The organism is Falsochrobactrum tianjinense (assembly GCF_019100495.1).
GTDB lineage: Bacteria > Pseudomonadota > Alphaproteobacteria > Rhizobiales > Rhizobiaceae > Brucella > Brucella tianjinense.
Window position 1 is genome coordinate 1 of sequence record NZ_JAHRVA010000003.1, and the last position, 14,610, is coordinate 14,610.

Consider the following 14,610-nt stretch of genomic DNA (forward strand, 5'->3'; position numbering starts at 1 on the left):
TTCGCCCGCTAGTGGGGTCAATATTCCACGCCGAAACACAACCTCGGTCGCGTTCACTCACTCGTGAACTGCGCCGCGATTTATCCGCGCGCGCCTCTTTTGGAAATCACGGATGAGATGTGGGATGCCGAAAATGCCATCAACATCAAAGGCACCTACCATATGATGGTGGCGGCAGTGAAGCATATGCAGGATCATAAGGTTGACGGTGAGATTTCGGGCCGTATCGTCAATATCACCTCGGTTGACGCGTTCAAAGCTCATCCGCAGAACGCCCACTATGCGGCGACGAAGGCCGCCGTGGTCAGTCTTACGCGCTCCTTCGCCCACGCCTTCGCCAAGGACCAGATATTGATCAATTCGGTAGCGCCTGCGGGGATGGCAACGGAGAAGGCAAAGTCGCTTGGCTTCCTCGGCGAGCTTGCCGCAGCCAATCCGCTCGGTCGTGCAGCGGAGCCGGCAGAAATAGCTGAATTCGTTATTATGGCGGCCGGTCCGAAAAACACATACATGACCGGTGAACAGGTCATTGTATCTGGCGGTTACATTTACGCCTGATTGCAAGAACACCGATCAAACAAAGGCGCCACGATCATCTTGGCGCCTTTGTTTGTTCTGGATCACAATCTTGAAGATGTTGAGTCCCTGATCGGGTTGCCGCGCATATAAGAGGCGTAGGGGGCCTGAACCAGCCATCCTGCATCGACCGGGAGCATGACGCCCGTGATCGATGCAGCTTTCTCCGAGCAGAGAAACCAGGCCGCATCAGCGACATGCTCTGGTTCGACAAAGGCGCGTAGAGCTGTTGTCGCCTTGATTTCATCAGGGTCTCTTAGTCCATCAGCTATCTTTTGCCTGAGGCCGTCTGAGAGCGTGTAACCAGGCGCGACCCCGTTGACCCGGACGCCAAAAGGCCCAAGTTCTGCCGCCAGCATCTGAGTCAGTGCCAGTATTGCTGTCTTTCCTGCCGTATAGGCTGGCAGCGAAAGCGGAGCGAAGCTCGCCAATGAGCCGATATTCAGGATTACACCGCGTTCTGCCGCCTTCATTGCTTTTCCAAAAACCTGACAGGCAATCAGGGTACCGTTATAGTTTGTTTCCCACAGGCGTCGATTTTCGTGGAGATCCTGATCCAGCACCCGTGTTCCACTTTGAAGAATGCCCCCTGAATTTACTAGAATGGTCGGTTCGCCTGCATGCAGGCGGGACGCTTCGAGCAGATTCATGACAGAATCAGGATCGCTGATGTCGCACGTCACGAAGATGCCGCGGCCGTCCTTGGAGTTGATTTCGTCGGCAACCGCCTGGCCCCGCTCAGCATTGCGGCCCGATACGATGACAACATTTCCTTCCGCCGCAAAGCGCAGGGCAATGGCTTTTCCGATACCGCTTGTTCCGCCAATAATGATGGCTGTTTTCGAGGTCATAGCTGATCTCCTTTCGGTCGGACCTGGAGGAAATCTGCCAGCAGCTCCATCTGGCAATCCATCATGGGCTGACCGTACTGTATCCGACAGCCGATGGATTTTGCGTGCTTGAGCAGCGCCGTCTCGCGAGGGTCCATGATAATGTCAACGACCGTCATGTCAGGCGTCAGCCTTTCGACCTGGAGCGGGAGGGGGTCCCCCGGCTTCAAGCCAATCGGCGTAGCGTTGACGACTACATGGTGGCCAGTTGGGTCTGGTGCGCCGGTTCGGACCTGACAAGCGGGAAATGTGGCGGCGATGCGCTTGCCAAGGTTTTGCGCACGGTCGGAGTCGATGTCGCAGATTGTGAGACTCGCCGCCCCTGCCTCCGCGATGCAGAAGCCTATTGATCCTCCGGCACCGCCTGCGCCGACGAGTAGAACCGTTTTGCTCTCCAGATCGTGGCCGCTTCTCCGCATCCCCTCCAGAAAACCGGCACCATCGAAGTTGTCGGCGCGCAGTCGGCCATCCGCATCGCGGATGATGGCATTGGCAGTTCCGACGCGTTCTGCCCGTGGGTTCAGGATATCGGCTGCCGCCGCTGCCTGCGCCTTGAACGGAACGCTGATGATCATCCCCTTCAGATTGGTCATGGCTTTGAAGTAGCGCCATGCCGCATCGAAATCCGCAGGATCGAAGGATACAGGCGTCATGATCGCATCGATGCCCTCTTCGGCGAACAGCTTGTTGAACATGCCCGGCGACTTCACATGCTTGATCGGGTTGGAAAGCATAAAGTAGATTGCCGATTTGCCCGTGATCATTGGTATGCCCTCAATGACTTCGTTTACGGTTTACGCGACCGGATGCGAGGCGAGCGCTTCCAGTGCCTGCACAAGGCCCGAATGGTCTTCATCCTGCTTGCCCTGCGCGGCGACACTGTTGAACAACTGCTGACACGTCGCGGTATTGGGCATCGCAACGCCAATTGCTTGTGCTGCTTCTAGAGCCAAGGCCAGATCCTTTTGGTGCAGACGGATGCGGAAGCCCGGATTGAAAGTCCGGTTGATCATGCGCTCACCGTGAACTTCCAGAATACGTGATGATGCAAAGCCCCCCAAGAGCGCCGAGCGGATCTTGGATGGGTCGCAGCCGGCTTTACTTGCGAATACCAGCGCCTCGGCGACGGCCTCGATATTCATGGCGACGATCATTTGGTTGGCGATCTTGCAGATTTGCCCTGAACCACTCTTCTCACCAACGAGCGTAATATTTTTGCCCATGAGTTCGAAGATTGGCTTCACTTTCTCAAAAACAGATTCTTTACCACCGATCATGATCGTAAGGCTGGCCGCCTTGGCGCCGACCTCACCACCCGAAACGGGGGCATCGAGATATCCGCAGCCAAGGGCCTCCACGCGCGCTGCGAAGCTTTCTGTTGCTGTTGGACTGATTGAGCTCATATCGACAACAATCTTTCCTGCAGAAAGTCCTTCTGCCACGCCGTTCTCGCCGAAAAGCACATGGTCAACGTCGGGCGTATTGGGGAGCATTGTGATGATCAATTCGCTCAATCTTGCAACTTCTGCGGGGGTGTTTTCGACCCGCACGCCCGCGTTCGTAAGATCAGGAGGGAGCGTAGAACGATTAAGAGATGTGATCACATTATGGCCAGTCTCAACGAGATGTTTTGCCATTGGGGCACCCATAACTCCAAGTCCAATAAAGCCGATATTCATGTTTTCGCTCCTTGAAATTGATTGCAGCCAAAGTTGGTCTCGATAGAGGTACTATCATATTGACGGTGTGTTTTCTATGTCATATGTTCTCACGGTAGCAAAATTAAAACACGTCGAGGCGATGCATGGGAAATCTTAATAATCCACTAAAGCAGGCGCTTTCCGAGGGGCGACTGCAAACCGGTCTCTGGTGTTCTCTGGGGAGCCCTGTTTCAACGGAGGTAATCGCTGGATCAGGTTTCGATTGGCTGCTCGTCGATGCTGAGCATAGTCCGAACGATCTCCTCAGCGTATTGGCGCAACATCAGGCGGCCAGCGCCTTTGATTGTGAGATGGTCGTCCGCATCCCCGGCAACGACCCCATTTTGATCAAGCAATATCTTGATATCGGCATTCGCTCCATCCTCTTTCCCAACGTGCAGAGCGTCGAGGAAGCGAAGGCCATTGTTTCGGCAACCCGTTATCCGCCGCATGGTATTCGTGGTTTTTCGATGTCTCAGCGGGCCAATCAGTATGGCCGGGTTAGGGGCTACCACGCGCGGGCATCTGAAGAAATTTTTCTTGCTTTGCAGATTGAGACCGGGAAGGCGGTGGCGGCAGCGGCTGACATCGCGGCGATTGACGGTGTTGACGCCGTTTTCGTTGGGCCAGGGGACCTTTCTGCGGATATGGGTGCGCTTGGAAATCCTTCCGCAGAGCATGTTCAGGAAGCGATCAGGTCAGTCGTTTCCCTGAAGGGGCGGGCAGCCACTGGTATTCTCGCCCCGAAAAGCGATGATGCGCGACGTTACATCAACTGGGGCGCAACTATGGTCGCAGTTGGCAGTGATCTGGGATTATTGGTGAACGCTGCCGATAGTCTCGCGGCACAGTTCCAGCCGCTCAAGTGAAATCCACTGGGCGGCCGATTCATTGGCCTCAAGCACATCAAAATTGGAAGGCACGTTGGCTGCGCTTCTAGCTAGACAATGAAAGGTTCGCAAATGGCGATCTTGTGCAACAGAATCCTGTTGACCGGCGCTGCCGGCAATTTGGGTAAGGAATTGCGGCCCTATTTGCGGGACCGCTGCAACAAGCTTCGGCTGAGCGCTCGGGAAAAAATCGCGATCGAATCCGACAAGGAGGAGATGGCTGCACTGGACCTGGCCGACTTCGACAAGGTTCTGCATGCAACCAGAGATGTGGACGCTATTATTCACATGGGCGGCGTGTCCAAAGAGAACACTTTCTCCAACATCGTTCAGGGTAACATTGTCGGCCTCTATAATGTTTTTGAGGCGGCGCGTCAGAACAAGGTGAAGCGTGTCATCTGGGGCAGTTCGGTTCACGTCATTGGTTATCACAAGCGTACGGATGTGCTGGAACCAGATTGCCTGACGCGACCGGATAGCCTCTACGGTGTCTCAAAGGTATTCGGTGAGAGCCTCGCCCAGTACTATTTCGACAAGTTCAATTTGGAGAGCGTTTCCATCCGCATCGGCTCGAGTTTCCCCAAGCCCGTAGACTGGCGGATGCTCTCGACCTGGCTCAGCTATGACGATCTCAGCCATTTGATTGAGCGCTGCCTGATTGTACCGAAGGTCGATCACACCATTATCTTCGGTTGTTCAGATAACGATCAAAGCTTCTGGGACAATTCCAAAGTTTCCTATCTCGGTTACAAGCCAAGGGACAATGCGGAGGTTTTCCGGGCCGAACTGGAAGCGACGGTGCCCAAGCCCCCCCACGATGATATTGCCATCAGCTATCAGGGCGGCTCATTCGTCGCTGCTGGCCATTTCGAAGATAAGTGAGCGAGTGATGCAAGTCTCGACTATTGGCAAGCTCTCCCCGGTTCCGATGCGCAAGAGTTACGATGTCGTCATTGTCGGCGGTGCTGTAAGCGGAAGCTCGACCGCCTATTTCCTGGCTATGAATCCGGATTTCAACGGCACCGTACTCGTCATCGAGAAGGATTCGACCTATAAATATTGCGCGACTACGCTTTCGACGAGCGCTATTAGGCAGCAGTATTCCAATCCGATCAATGTGAAGATATCGCAATTCGGCGTCGAGTTCATCCGGCGTTTTCATGAAAACGTGCAGGTGGATGGTGACGCCCCTGAGATCGGATTCCACGAGAACGGGTATCTCTTTTGCGCGACCGAGGCCAGCCTCGACATTCTACGGGAAAATGTCGCAATCCAGCAGGAAAATGGTGCTGACACTGTCCTGCTTACGCCGCCTGAAATTCAGGAGCGTTTTCCCTTCATCAACGTTGAAGATCTTGCTGGCGGCAGCTGGGGGAGGACAGGAGAAGGCTGGTTCGATAGCTACGGGCTGCTTCAGGGGTTCCGGCGCCGCGCTCGCTCGCTTGGGGTAGAGTATGTCGATAATGAGGTGATGGATGTCCACAGAGACGGTGATCGCATCTCTTTTGTGACGCTGAAATCTGGCGAGACGATTTCCTGCGGCGCGCTGGTGAACGCCGCTGGGAACTTCGGTCCCGGGATTGCACGCATGGCAGGCCTGTCCATCCCGGTTGAACCTCGACGCCGTAGCATCTTCATTTTTTCCTGTAGGACGCCTATCACCCAAAAGATGCCGAATGTCATCGATCCGTCGGGCGTGTTCTGCCGCCCGGAAGGGGCGATGTTTCTTTCCGGAGGAGTCCCCGATCCAGATATAGAGGTCGATCCTAATGACTTTGAGGTCGCCTATAACGAGTTTGAGGAGCTGATCTGGCCGAATATGGCGCATCGTATCCCGCAATTTGAAGCAATTAAAATGGAGAATTGCTGGGCGGGACACTATGACTACAATACTCTCGACCACAACGCCATAATCGGGCCGCATGATGAAGTCCGAAATTTCTTTTTCGCGAATGGCTTCAGCGGGCATGGACTACAACAATCTCCCGCTATCGGCCGTGGACTCAATGAACTGCTTACTTACAGTGAATTCAGGACACTTGACCTTTCTCCGCTAGGTTACAGCAGGGTGGCACGGAATGAGCCCTTTCTTGAAGAAGCGGTCATCTGACCACAGCCGGTGTTGCCCCCGTTATGTTGAGCGAGCGCGCCTTGTGGCGCGCTCGTCTTATATTTCGCCTGGAAGCATTAGACTGTTGCGGTAACGATTACTTCTACCAGCATACCGGGTTTGGTCATCCTCGCCTGACCAGTGGAGCGTGCCGGTGCATGCTCCTTCACTACCCATGCGTCCCACACCTTGTTGACTTCGTCAAAGTCTCGCAGATCGTCGAGCCACAGAATGACGTTGAGAATCTTGGTTTTGTCGGTCCCAGCAAGTGCAAGCAGGTAGTCGATTCTCGCTAGAATCTCAGTAGTTTGCTCGCCTGCGGATTTGCCTGGCGTCCCAACTTGTCCGGTTAGATAGACGAGCCCGTTATGTTTCACAGCGTGATGAATTCGAGTGTCAAACTCGAAGCGTTCGATGCCGCTCATAGCAATTTCCTTTCATGGTTCACAACAAGAGATAATATTACCATGCAGAGATATCATACTAAATACACCAAAAGCAATGAACAGTGCAAAATAGATATGATGACTGTTGACATCTCTTAGAAGGAGAAGTTAACTTACTGTACGCTCACATAAGAGGGGCATCCATTAATCTCATAGGGGAACAGAACATGCGAACAAAGATGGTTCTGGCTTCGGCCGCATCCGCAATTAGCATTCTTGCCGCCGCACTGCTGCCGCAGAATGCTGTAGCCGCCAACGGCGATACGTTGAAGACCGTGCAGGACAGAGGCCAACTCGTTTGCACTGGCCACAACGGCAGTTTTGAAGGTTTTGCTGAAGTTGACGACAAGGGCAACTGGAAGGGTTTTGACATCGATTATTGCCGCGCGATCGCAGCAGCGATCTTCGGTGACGCTAACAAGGTGAACTTCCTTCCGGTTTCCTGGGCGCAGCGCTTCCCCTCGCTTCAGTCGGGTGAGCTCGACGTGGTGATCAAGGCCACTGGCTGGACCATGAGCCGCGACACCGAACTCGGTCTGCAATTCTCCGTCCCATACTTCCTCGGCCTCACCCAGGTGATGGTTCCCAAGTCGCTTGGTGTTGAAGACGTCAAGGGGCTGGACGGTGGTACGGCCTGCGTTGAAGCCGGCACGAGCACCGAACGCCAGGCAGCAAACTACTTCAAACGTATCGGTGTGGACCTGAAGCTCATTACGTTTGAAAAGACAACTGAAGCTCGCTCGGCCTACTTTGGCGGTCGTTGCGACAGTTTCGTTCAGTGGGGACCGAACCTTGCAACCGCGCGTCTGTCAGCGCCAAACCCAGACGAGCATATGATCCTTCCTGATAATCTCGCTCTTGAAGCAGAGGCTGCTGTCGTTCGGCAGGGTGATGATCCGTGGCTCGACATTGTGAACTGGACGTTCTTCACGACCTGGATTGCCGAAGAATATGGCATCACCTCCGAGAACGTCGATGAAATGAAGGCAAATCCGCCGGATGAAACCGTCGCGAAGCTGCTCGGCGTGACGCCCGGCTTTGGCTCGCGCCTCGGCCTTTCTGATGATGCTGGCTACAACATCATCAAGCTCGTCGGCAATTCGGAGGAAATCTATGAACGCAGCCTCGGAGAGGGCTCGCCCTACAAGCTGCCGCGCGGCCTGAATAACCTCTGGAACAACGGCGGTGTTCTCTACCCGGCCGGCCTCGACTGATCGTCAAATCGGGAGCGGGCTCACGCGAGCCCGTTCCATTCCTTCCGCATTGGCAGACGTTGGTGCCAGCAATTGGACTCTAGGCGATGCTAAACAATCAAAAGACCAGGGACGTGGTCTCCCAGGCGCTGTTGGTGTCTGGTGTGGCGATTGCGTTAATTTACTGCATTATGCGCATCAGGTATGCCGTGCAGGCGCAAGGCATGGTGAGTGGCTTTGGGTTTCTGGACCGGAGCACAGGCTGGGATATTTCTTTCAGCGTTCTTGATTACTCGATCAGCGACACTTACGCTCGTGTAATCTTCATTGGCCTGCTGAACACAATTTATTCAGGCATCATCGGTATAGTCGGCGCGACGATTATTGGTGGGTTTGTAGGATTAGCGCGCTTATCGCCCAATTATCTGGCGCGCACCCTTGGGGCGATCTATGTCAATTTCTTCCGTAATATACCGTTAATCCTCCAGATCATCCTCTGGTATCAGATTATCGGCCGTCTTCCTCACCCACGGCAGGCGCTGGAAATCGGTGATCTCATTTTCCTGAGCAATCGCGGTCTTTATTGGCCCACGCTCCATCTTGCTGACTGGGCTTTCTGGGGAATTATTATTGTGTCGATAGCCACATTGGTGGCCGTTTCCCTCAAGAAACGAGTACTCGGTAACGCCAATATCACGCGCAAGCAGGTGGTTTGCTCGGGGCTGGCTCTGATTGCTGCCATTATCCTGCTTGGCATTCTTAATGAGGAGAATGCAGTCGACATTCCTCGTCTGGCAGGACTCAACATTCGTGGCGGTGCGGTCCTCCAGCCAGAGCTTTGCGCGCTCGTCGTCGCCATCTGGCTTTATGGCGGTGCTTATATTGGTGAAGTCGTTCGCTCGGGCTTTATGAGTGTCCGCAAAGGGCAGACGGAAGCAGCGTGTTCTCTTGGTTTGCGTCCTTTCCATATTTTTTCCCGTATCCAGCTTCCGCTCGCCATCCGCGCCATGCTGCCGACCCTGTCCAACCAATATATCCTGCTAATGAAATCCACGACACTTGGCATCGCGATCGGATTCTCGGAATTCTTCTTCGTGATCTCTACGTCGATCAATCAGAGCGGCCAGACACTTGAGCTTTTGCTCCTCCTCATGGTTGGATTTCTTGCGATCAACCTGTCCATCGGTTTCGGCATGAACTGGCTGAACGCCCGGTTGGCATTGAAAGGCAATTAGGTGGTCGCCATGACGATAAGCGCTCTCTCATCTTCTCAATATTCAGACGCGCCGCCGCGTAAATCAGCCGCCTTCTGGTTTCGCGTTCACTTCTTTAGCAGCATCAGCAGCTCGATTGTGACTATCGTCGGAGCGGCCCTGATCGCATGGCTGGTTTATGTGGTTGGTAGCTGGGCGTTTATCAACAGCGTCTGGACCTCGCCAACGGCGCAGGCATGTCAGTCCGTCAGCGGTGCGTGTTGGTCGGTGATTTACGCGCGTGCCCAGATCATTCTTTTCGGGCTCTACCCTTTTGATGAACACTGGCGATCCGCTGCTGCATGCATTGTTGTTGTCGTGGTTGTGTTCCTGTCCTGTTTTCCCGTGTTCTGGACGGCCCTGCGTCTGTCGATGGTCTGGATAGCCGGTGCTGCAATCTTCTTTACCTTGATGCATGGCGGCATCTTGGGTCTTAGTGTTGTCCCGACGGACCGATGGGGTGGTCTTTCGCTGACTGTCTACATTTTCGCATCCGTGTGCCTGATCGGAATGCCGGCCTCGGTCATGCTGGCGCTCGCGCGACAGTCACGACTGCCAGTTGTTCGCAAGCTCGCGGCGCTACTGATCGATCTGGTTCGTTCGCTTCCCTTGCTTGCCATTCTGTTTTCTGCGGCGCTCATCATTCCGTTTGCGCTTCCCGAATGGCTGCAAGGCGACAAACTCACCCGAGTGATTGTCGCGTTTGCTCTTTTCTTTGCCTGCTATCAGGCCGAGAACATCCGGGCTGGTATGCAGATCCTTCCGGCTGGCCAGGAAGAAGCGGCGAAGGCGCTTGGCCTGAACTATTGGCAGCGCACCTCGCGCATCATCTTGCCGCAAGCGTTTCGCAATTCGCTTCCGCCGATGATCAATCAGTTCGTGATGACGTTCAAAGATACATCCGTTATCACGATTGTGGGCTTCTTCGATGTACTTGCGTCCGCGCAGGCTGCGTTCGGAACCGCTGAATGGGCGCCTTACTACATCGAGGTCTACGTCTTCGTCGGCTTCATCTACTTCGTCTTCATCTTCAGCCTGTCGCGATATGGCGCCTATCTGGAGAAGCGTATGAGAATTGGTCATGAATAACGAAATTGCTGCCGTCAATCTGACGAAGGTCAACAAATGGTATGGTGAATTTCATGTCCTGAAGGATATCGATCTCGCCATCGCCAAAGGAGAAAAGATCGTCGTCTGCGGGCCGTCCGGTTCAGGAAAATCAACGATGATCCGTTGCATCAATCGCCTCGAAGAGCACCAGAGAGGCAAGATTGCTGTGTTCGGTACGGAACTTGACGACAATGTGAATAACATTGACGAAATTCGCCGGGAGGTTGGTATGGTTTTCCAGCACTTCAACCTTTTCCCGCATATGACTGTACTGGAAAACTGTACCTTGGCGCCTATGCTTGTGCGCAAGCTCAGTGAAGCTGAAGCGAACAGGAACGCAATGCGTTTTCTGGAAAAGGTCCGCATACCGGATCAGGCACACAAGTATCCCGGACAGTTGTCCGGTGGGCAACAACAGCGTGTCGCAATCGCGCGTTCGCTCTGTATGAACCCGGCGGTGATGTTATTCGACGAGCCGACGTCAGCACTTGATCCTGAGATGATCTCCGAGGTACTGGATGTCATGGTATCGCTTGCGGAAGAAGGCATGACAATGATTTGCGTCACCCACGAGATGGGCTTTGCTCGGACTGTAGCTGACCGTGTTATCTTTATGGATCGCGGTGAAATCCTTGAGGAGGCTCCACCGGCGGAGTTCTTCCAAAATCCGCAAAATGATCGTACGAAGCTGTTCCTGAGGCAGATTTTAGCGCATTGATCGTGAAAAAGTGAGTATAATGAAATATTACTCACGGACATCCTGCACGCTTTCTTGCGGGTCGCCGTTGGTTTCATCGACGAGGCTACGCGGCATGATCACCATTAATGTCGATTTCACCAATTTCGGCAAGAAACAAGGTGCAGTCTTCTACCTGCGTGGGGATATGACAAAAGCCGGTGCTCCACTCCGCATTTTCCGGGTTGAGCCCGATGGTTGGTCCTATCCCCGGTTAAAGCGACGCCCCTTATTCCATGTTTAATGACAACACGGCTTGGGTAATCACTTCAACTGGAAACCAATGCGGCGATAAAGGCGCTCACGAATGATTTGGGTCATGCTGAAAGGTTGCACAGCTCGATCGCCAATGGGTTAACTTTACGGTATCTCGCAATCGCTTCCCCTTATGACGAGATTGGCTCCAACCAGAATTTTAACAGGCGGTTGAGTTTCGGTCGTACTGATGAGGTCATCAAGTATCGTAATTGCAAGATTTCCGATTTTGCGCTTGGAAACGTCAACTGTTGTCAGCCCCGGCTCCATAGTGGCGCTTTGGGGCAGGTTATCAAATCCAATGATCGACACATCTTCTGGGATTCGGATGCCTTTTTCCTTCAAGGCGCGAATGAAACCATAGGCAATAATATCATTGGTGCAGAAATAGCATTCAGCCATATCAAGCCCCGAATGCAGCATCGCGCAAATATCCCGGTGAGCGCCTTCATAGGTCGATTCAACCGAGAAAATATCGCATTCCTGCACACTCAGTTCCAGACGCTGCATATTTTTGAAGAAGGCATCGCGACGAAGGCGGAAATTCGTGGTTTCTGTATGACTGGCGACAAACCCTATGCGCTTAAAGCCCAGTTTCTTGAACCGCGCCAAAACCTGAAAGACAGCATCTTCATTGTTCATGTCGACAAAGTTCGCCTCGATGACCTCATAAAACGTGTCGATGAAAACAGTGGATAAGCCCAAGCCCTGAATCATATGAATATCTGCGGCTGACAGTTCTGTGCCAAGTGCAATAACCCCTCTGATTGGCGCGCCGGCCAAGGACTCCGCGACCATACTGATCGGCTGGCCTTCAAAACTGACGACCTCAAGCGTGTAGTTACGCCGCGTGGCTTCTGCCGACATGCCGTCGATGTAATCTGAAATGAATACGCTGTGATCGCGATTAACTGTTTCCCCATGCTTGGCAATCTTCAGAAAGCGAATTATCTCCCCTCCACTCGCCCCTGATTTGGCAGCGCGCGGCACGTATTTAAGGCGGGACACCGACTCAAGAACGCGTGCACGCGTTTCCCCGGAAATTTCACCTTTACCATTCAGAACGAGCGAAACAGTGGCAGGAGAAACCCCTGCATTCTCGGCAACATCTCTGAGCGTAAAGGGCTTTTTCTTCTTCATATTTTCCGGGCAGTTATTCGATCTCAGAGGGAGAAGCTCTGTCATTTAGTAAACATAATCGATTTGTGTGATTACGATTAGGGGAATTCGGCGGCATAGGCAAACGAAATCCTGTGATTACAGGCTTGACAGCCTGCTCCTATCCGTTCATTTATTTAGTGAAATTTAGTTTTGTTTACTAAACATGGTAGGAGGAGACCATGCAGAAAACAAGCAACCAATTTTCTATGCTTGTTGTCATCAATCTCGGGTTGTTCGCACTTGGCGCGTATATTTCGGGAGGTTCCTTCCTTTCCCTATTCAACCTTCAGTCGATGGCGGGTCAGGTGCCAGAGATAGGACTTCTGGCAATTGGCGTTATGCTGGCCATGTGTGCCGGCAATGGCGGCATTGATCTTTCAGGTATTGCGCTCGCTAATCTTGCCGGCGTGCTTTCCGCCGTTATCGTTTCGACGTTCATCTCCTCAGCGGAGAACCAGCTTGGCTTTAGTCTCGCTTTCACGGGACTCGCTCTGGCGATTGGCCTTGTCGGTGGAATTGTTAATGGAATACTCATATCCCGGTTCAACATTACCCCGATTCTCTGCACGCTTGGCACGCAGATGGCATTCACGGGGCTTGCTGTTGTTGTTTCCGGTGGCCGGGCCGTTATGGTCGGTAGCCCTGATCTGCTGTCGCGCATCGGGAATGACATGTTCCTCGCCGTTCCGATCAGCTTTCTGATCTTCATAGCGGTGGCCTTGTTGATTGCCGCCGTGGTGCGTTTCACCCCCTATGGTTATTGGCTGATGCTGATGGGCACAAACCCAAAAGCGGCCGTTTTTGCAGGCTTTCCGCGCAATGGAGTTCTCATCGCCACCTACGCGACCAGTGGTCTGCTGGCGGGTATCGCGGGCATCATCATCGCAGCGCGCAACGTCAATGTGAAGTATGACTATGGCAGCTCCTATCTTCTTGTTGCCATCCTCATCGCCGTCATGGCCGGGGTGAAGCCGGAAGGTGGTTATGGTCGCGTCATCTGCGTGGTGTTGAGCGCTATTGCGCTGCAGCTCATGTCGAGCCTGCTTAATTTCGGCGGTCTTTCAAATTTCGTTCGCGACTTTGCCTGGGGCCTGCTGCTGCTCGCTTTCCTTACAGTCGGCAAATATGACCTCGCAGGCTTTTTCAACCTTGGCAATCGCCGCCAGGGAACCATCGGTGCTCACCCCTCAGGCACCTGAACGTAGACACTGGGGGATTTTAAGTGTGGAGGAAATCATGAAATCAGTAACGAAGAAACTTCTTGCCGGAACCATTATCGGCGCTGCAATCGTTGCAGCAAGCACTGGTGCTCTGGTCGCACAAGAAAAGCCCGTTATCGCAACTGTAGTAAAGATTAGCGGCATTCCTTGGTTTGACCGTATGAATACTGGTGTTGAGGCTTATCAGCAGGCCAATCCGGACCTGGTTGCGACCCAGAGCGGTCCAGCAACGGCAGATGCAGCGCAGCAGCTTCAGATCGTTCAGGATCTCGTGGCCAAGGGCGTCAATGCGCTGGCAGTGGTTCCAATGGATCCAGCCGTTCTTGAAGGAACCTTCAAGCGTGCGATTGAGCGCGGCATTATTGTTGTGACCCATGAGGCGGACAATCAGATCAACACAATGGCTGATATCGAAGCTTTCGATAATGCCGATTACGGCACAGCATTGAACGAGCGTCTTGCAGAATGCATGGGCAAGAGCGGCAAATGGACGACCTTCGTTGGCTCGCTGGGAAGTCGTACGCATATGCAGTGGGTTGGAGCTGGTGAAGAAAATGCCAAGCAATATCCTGACATGCAGCTCGTCGATCCAAACAATGAATCCTTCGACGATGCCAACGGTACCTATGAAAAAGCCAAGGAAATCCTGCGCAAGCATCCTGATCTGAAAGGTTTCCAGACTTCTGCCGGTAACGACGTTCTCGGTGTTGGCCGTGCTATTGATGAAGCTGGTCTGAGTGGCAAGGTTTGCCTCGTCGGCACTGGCTTGCCAAATCCATCGGCAGACCTGCTTGAATCTGGCGCAATCACCGCAATCGGCTTTTGGGATCCGCAGAAGGCTGGCATGGCAATGAATGCGATTGCCAAGCTCCTACTGGAAAAGAAGGAAATCAAGAACGGTACCGATCTCGGTGTTGAAGGTTATAACAATGTCAGCGTTCGCAAGGGTGCTGGTGATGGCCTTCTCGTGATCGGCAACGGCATGGTTATCGCTGACAAGGACCAATACAAGGAACATCTGTTTTAATAGGTCCACACAGAACGGCTGACCTAGCGCGGGGCATCGTTCA

At 53.4% G+C, this 14,610-nt stretch carries 14 protein-coding genes and 1 pseudogene; 10 read left to right on the forward strand and 5 right to left on the reverse strand.

Translation table 11 applies throughout. The features are described from left to right. Positions 1–42 precede the first annotated feature (42 nt). Positions 43–558, forward strand: a pseudogene (locus tag KUG47_RS07830) (SDR family NAD(P)-dependent oxidoreductase); the annotation flags it as partial. Between the two features lie 62 nt (positions 559–620). On the opposite strand, the gene KUG47_RS07835 reads toward KUG47_RS07830, so the two are convergent. The 3 genes from KUG47_RS07835 to KUG47_RS07845 are packed head-to-tail and all read right to left on the reverse strand — an operon-like array spanning position 621 to position 3,145. Continuing rightward, positions 621–1,427 carry an SDR family NAD(P)-dependent oxidoreductase gene (locus KUG47_RS07835; protein WP_217677419.1) on the reverse strand — a complete coding sequence of 269 codons (807 nt, stop codon included), beginning with the start codon at positions 1,425–1,427 and terminating at the stop codon, positions 621–623. Then, positions 1,424–2,230, reverse strand: coding sequence for a shikimate dehydrogenase family protein (locus tag KUG47_RS07840; RefSeq protein WP_217677420.1), 807 nt, complete (start codon positions 2,228–2,230; stop codon positions 1,424–1,426). The genes KUG47_RS07835 and KUG47_RS07840 overlap by 4 nt, the downstream gene beginning before the upstream one ends. 30 nt (positions 2,231–2,260) lie before the next feature. Next, complete coding sequence (locus KUG47_RS07845; protein WP_217677421.1) at positions 2,261–3,145, reverse strand: 2-hydroxy-3-oxopropionate reductase; 885 nt, start codon at positions 3,143–3,145, stop codon at positions 2,261–2,263. Between the two features lie 125 nt (positions 3,146–3,270). On the opposite strand from KUG47_RS07845, the gene KUG47_RS07850 reads away from it, so the two are divergent. From KUG47_RS07850 to KUG47_RS07860, 3 genes are all read left to right on the forward strand, one after another. Then, the gene (locus KUG47_RS07850; RefSeq protein WP_217677422.1) at positions 3,271–4,035 is read left to right on the forward strand and encodes an HpcH/HpaI aldolase family protein; all 765 of its coding nucleotides are present in this window, start codon (positions 3,271–3,273) and stop codon (positions 4,033–4,035) included. Positions 4,036–4,128: 93 nt separating this feature from the next. After that, a complete protein-coding gene (locus tag KUG47_RS07855; RefSeq protein ID WP_217677423.1) occupies positions 4,129–4,938 on the forward strand; it encodes an NAD-dependent epimerase/dehydratase family protein in 810 nt (269 codons plus the stop codon). 7 nt (positions 4,939–4,945) lie between these two features. Continuing rightward, positions 4,946–6,166 carry an NAD(P)/FAD-dependent oxidoreductase gene (locus tag KUG47_RS07860; protein WP_254799414.1) on the forward strand — a complete coding sequence of 407 codons (1,221 nt, stop codon included), beginning with the start codon at positions 4,946–4,948 and terminating at the stop codon, positions 6,164–6,166. 77 nt (positions 6,167–6,243) lie between these two features. On the opposite strand, the gene KUG47_RS07865 is transcribed toward KUG47_RS07860, so the two are convergent. Further along, entirely contained in the window at positions 6,244–6,591 is a 348-nt protein-coding gene (locus KUG47_RS07865) for a RidA family protein (RefSeq protein WP_217677424.1), read from the reverse strand. 188 nt (positions 6,592–6,779) lie between these two features. Between KUG47_RS07865 and KUG47_RS07870 the strand changes: the two genes are divergently transcribed. From KUG47_RS07870 to KUG47_RS07885, 4 genes are all read left to right on the forward strand, one after another. Then, entirely contained in the window at positions 6,780–7,826 is a 1,047-nt protein-coding gene (locus KUG47_RS07870) for an amino acid ABC transporter substrate-binding protein (protein ID WP_217677425.1), read from the forward strand. Between the two features lie 86 nt (positions 7,827–7,912). Further along, positions 7,913–9,040, forward strand: a complete 1,128-nt coding sequence (locus tag KUG47_RS07875) for an ABC transporter permease subunit (RefSeq protein WP_217677426.1) — start codon at positions 7,913–7,915, stop codon at positions 9,038–9,040. A gap of 9 nt (positions 9,041–9,049) precedes the next feature. After that, complete coding sequence (locus KUG47_RS07880) at positions 9,050–10,147, forward strand: amino acid ABC transporter permease (protein WP_217677427.1); 1,098 nt, start codon at positions 9,050–9,052, stop codon at positions 10,145–10,147. After that, positions 10,140–10,886 carry an amino acid ABC transporter ATP-binding protein gene (locus KUG47_RS07885; protein WP_217677428.1) on the forward strand — a complete coding sequence of 249 codons (747 nt, stop codon included), beginning with the start codon at positions 10,140–10,142 and terminating at the stop codon, positions 10,884–10,886. Before KUG47_RS07880 ends, KUG47_RS07885 begins: the two co-directional genes overlap by 8 nt. 378 nt (positions 10,887–11,264) lie before the next feature. Here the strand turns inward: KUG47_RS07885 and KUG47_RS07890 are convergent, their stop codons facing one another. Next, the gene (locus KUG47_RS07890; RefSeq protein ID WP_217677429.1) at positions 11,265–12,299 is read right to left on the reverse strand and encodes a LacI family DNA-binding transcriptional regulator; all 1,035 of its coding nucleotides are present in this window, start codon (positions 12,297–12,299) and stop codon (positions 11,265–11,267) included. A 200-nt stretch (positions 12,300–12,499) separates the two neighbouring features. On the opposite strand from KUG47_RS07890, the gene KUG47_RS07895 reads away from it, so the two are divergent. Together KUG47_RS07895 and KUG47_RS07900 are read left to right on the forward strand one after the other, a co-directional pair. Next, the gene (locus KUG47_RS07895) at positions 12,500–13,519 is read left to right on the forward strand and encodes an ABC transporter permease (RefSeq protein WP_217677430.1); all 1,020 of its coding nucleotides are present in this window, start codon (positions 12,500–12,502) and stop codon (positions 13,517–13,519) included. A gap of 37 nt (positions 13,520–13,556) precedes the next feature. Beyond that, positions 13,557–14,567, forward strand: a complete 1,011-nt coding sequence (locus KUG47_RS07900) for a substrate-binding domain-containing protein (RefSeq protein WP_217677431.1) — start codon at positions 13,557–13,559, stop codon at positions 14,565–14,567. The last annotated feature ends 43 nt before the right edge of the window (positions 14,568–14,610 follow it).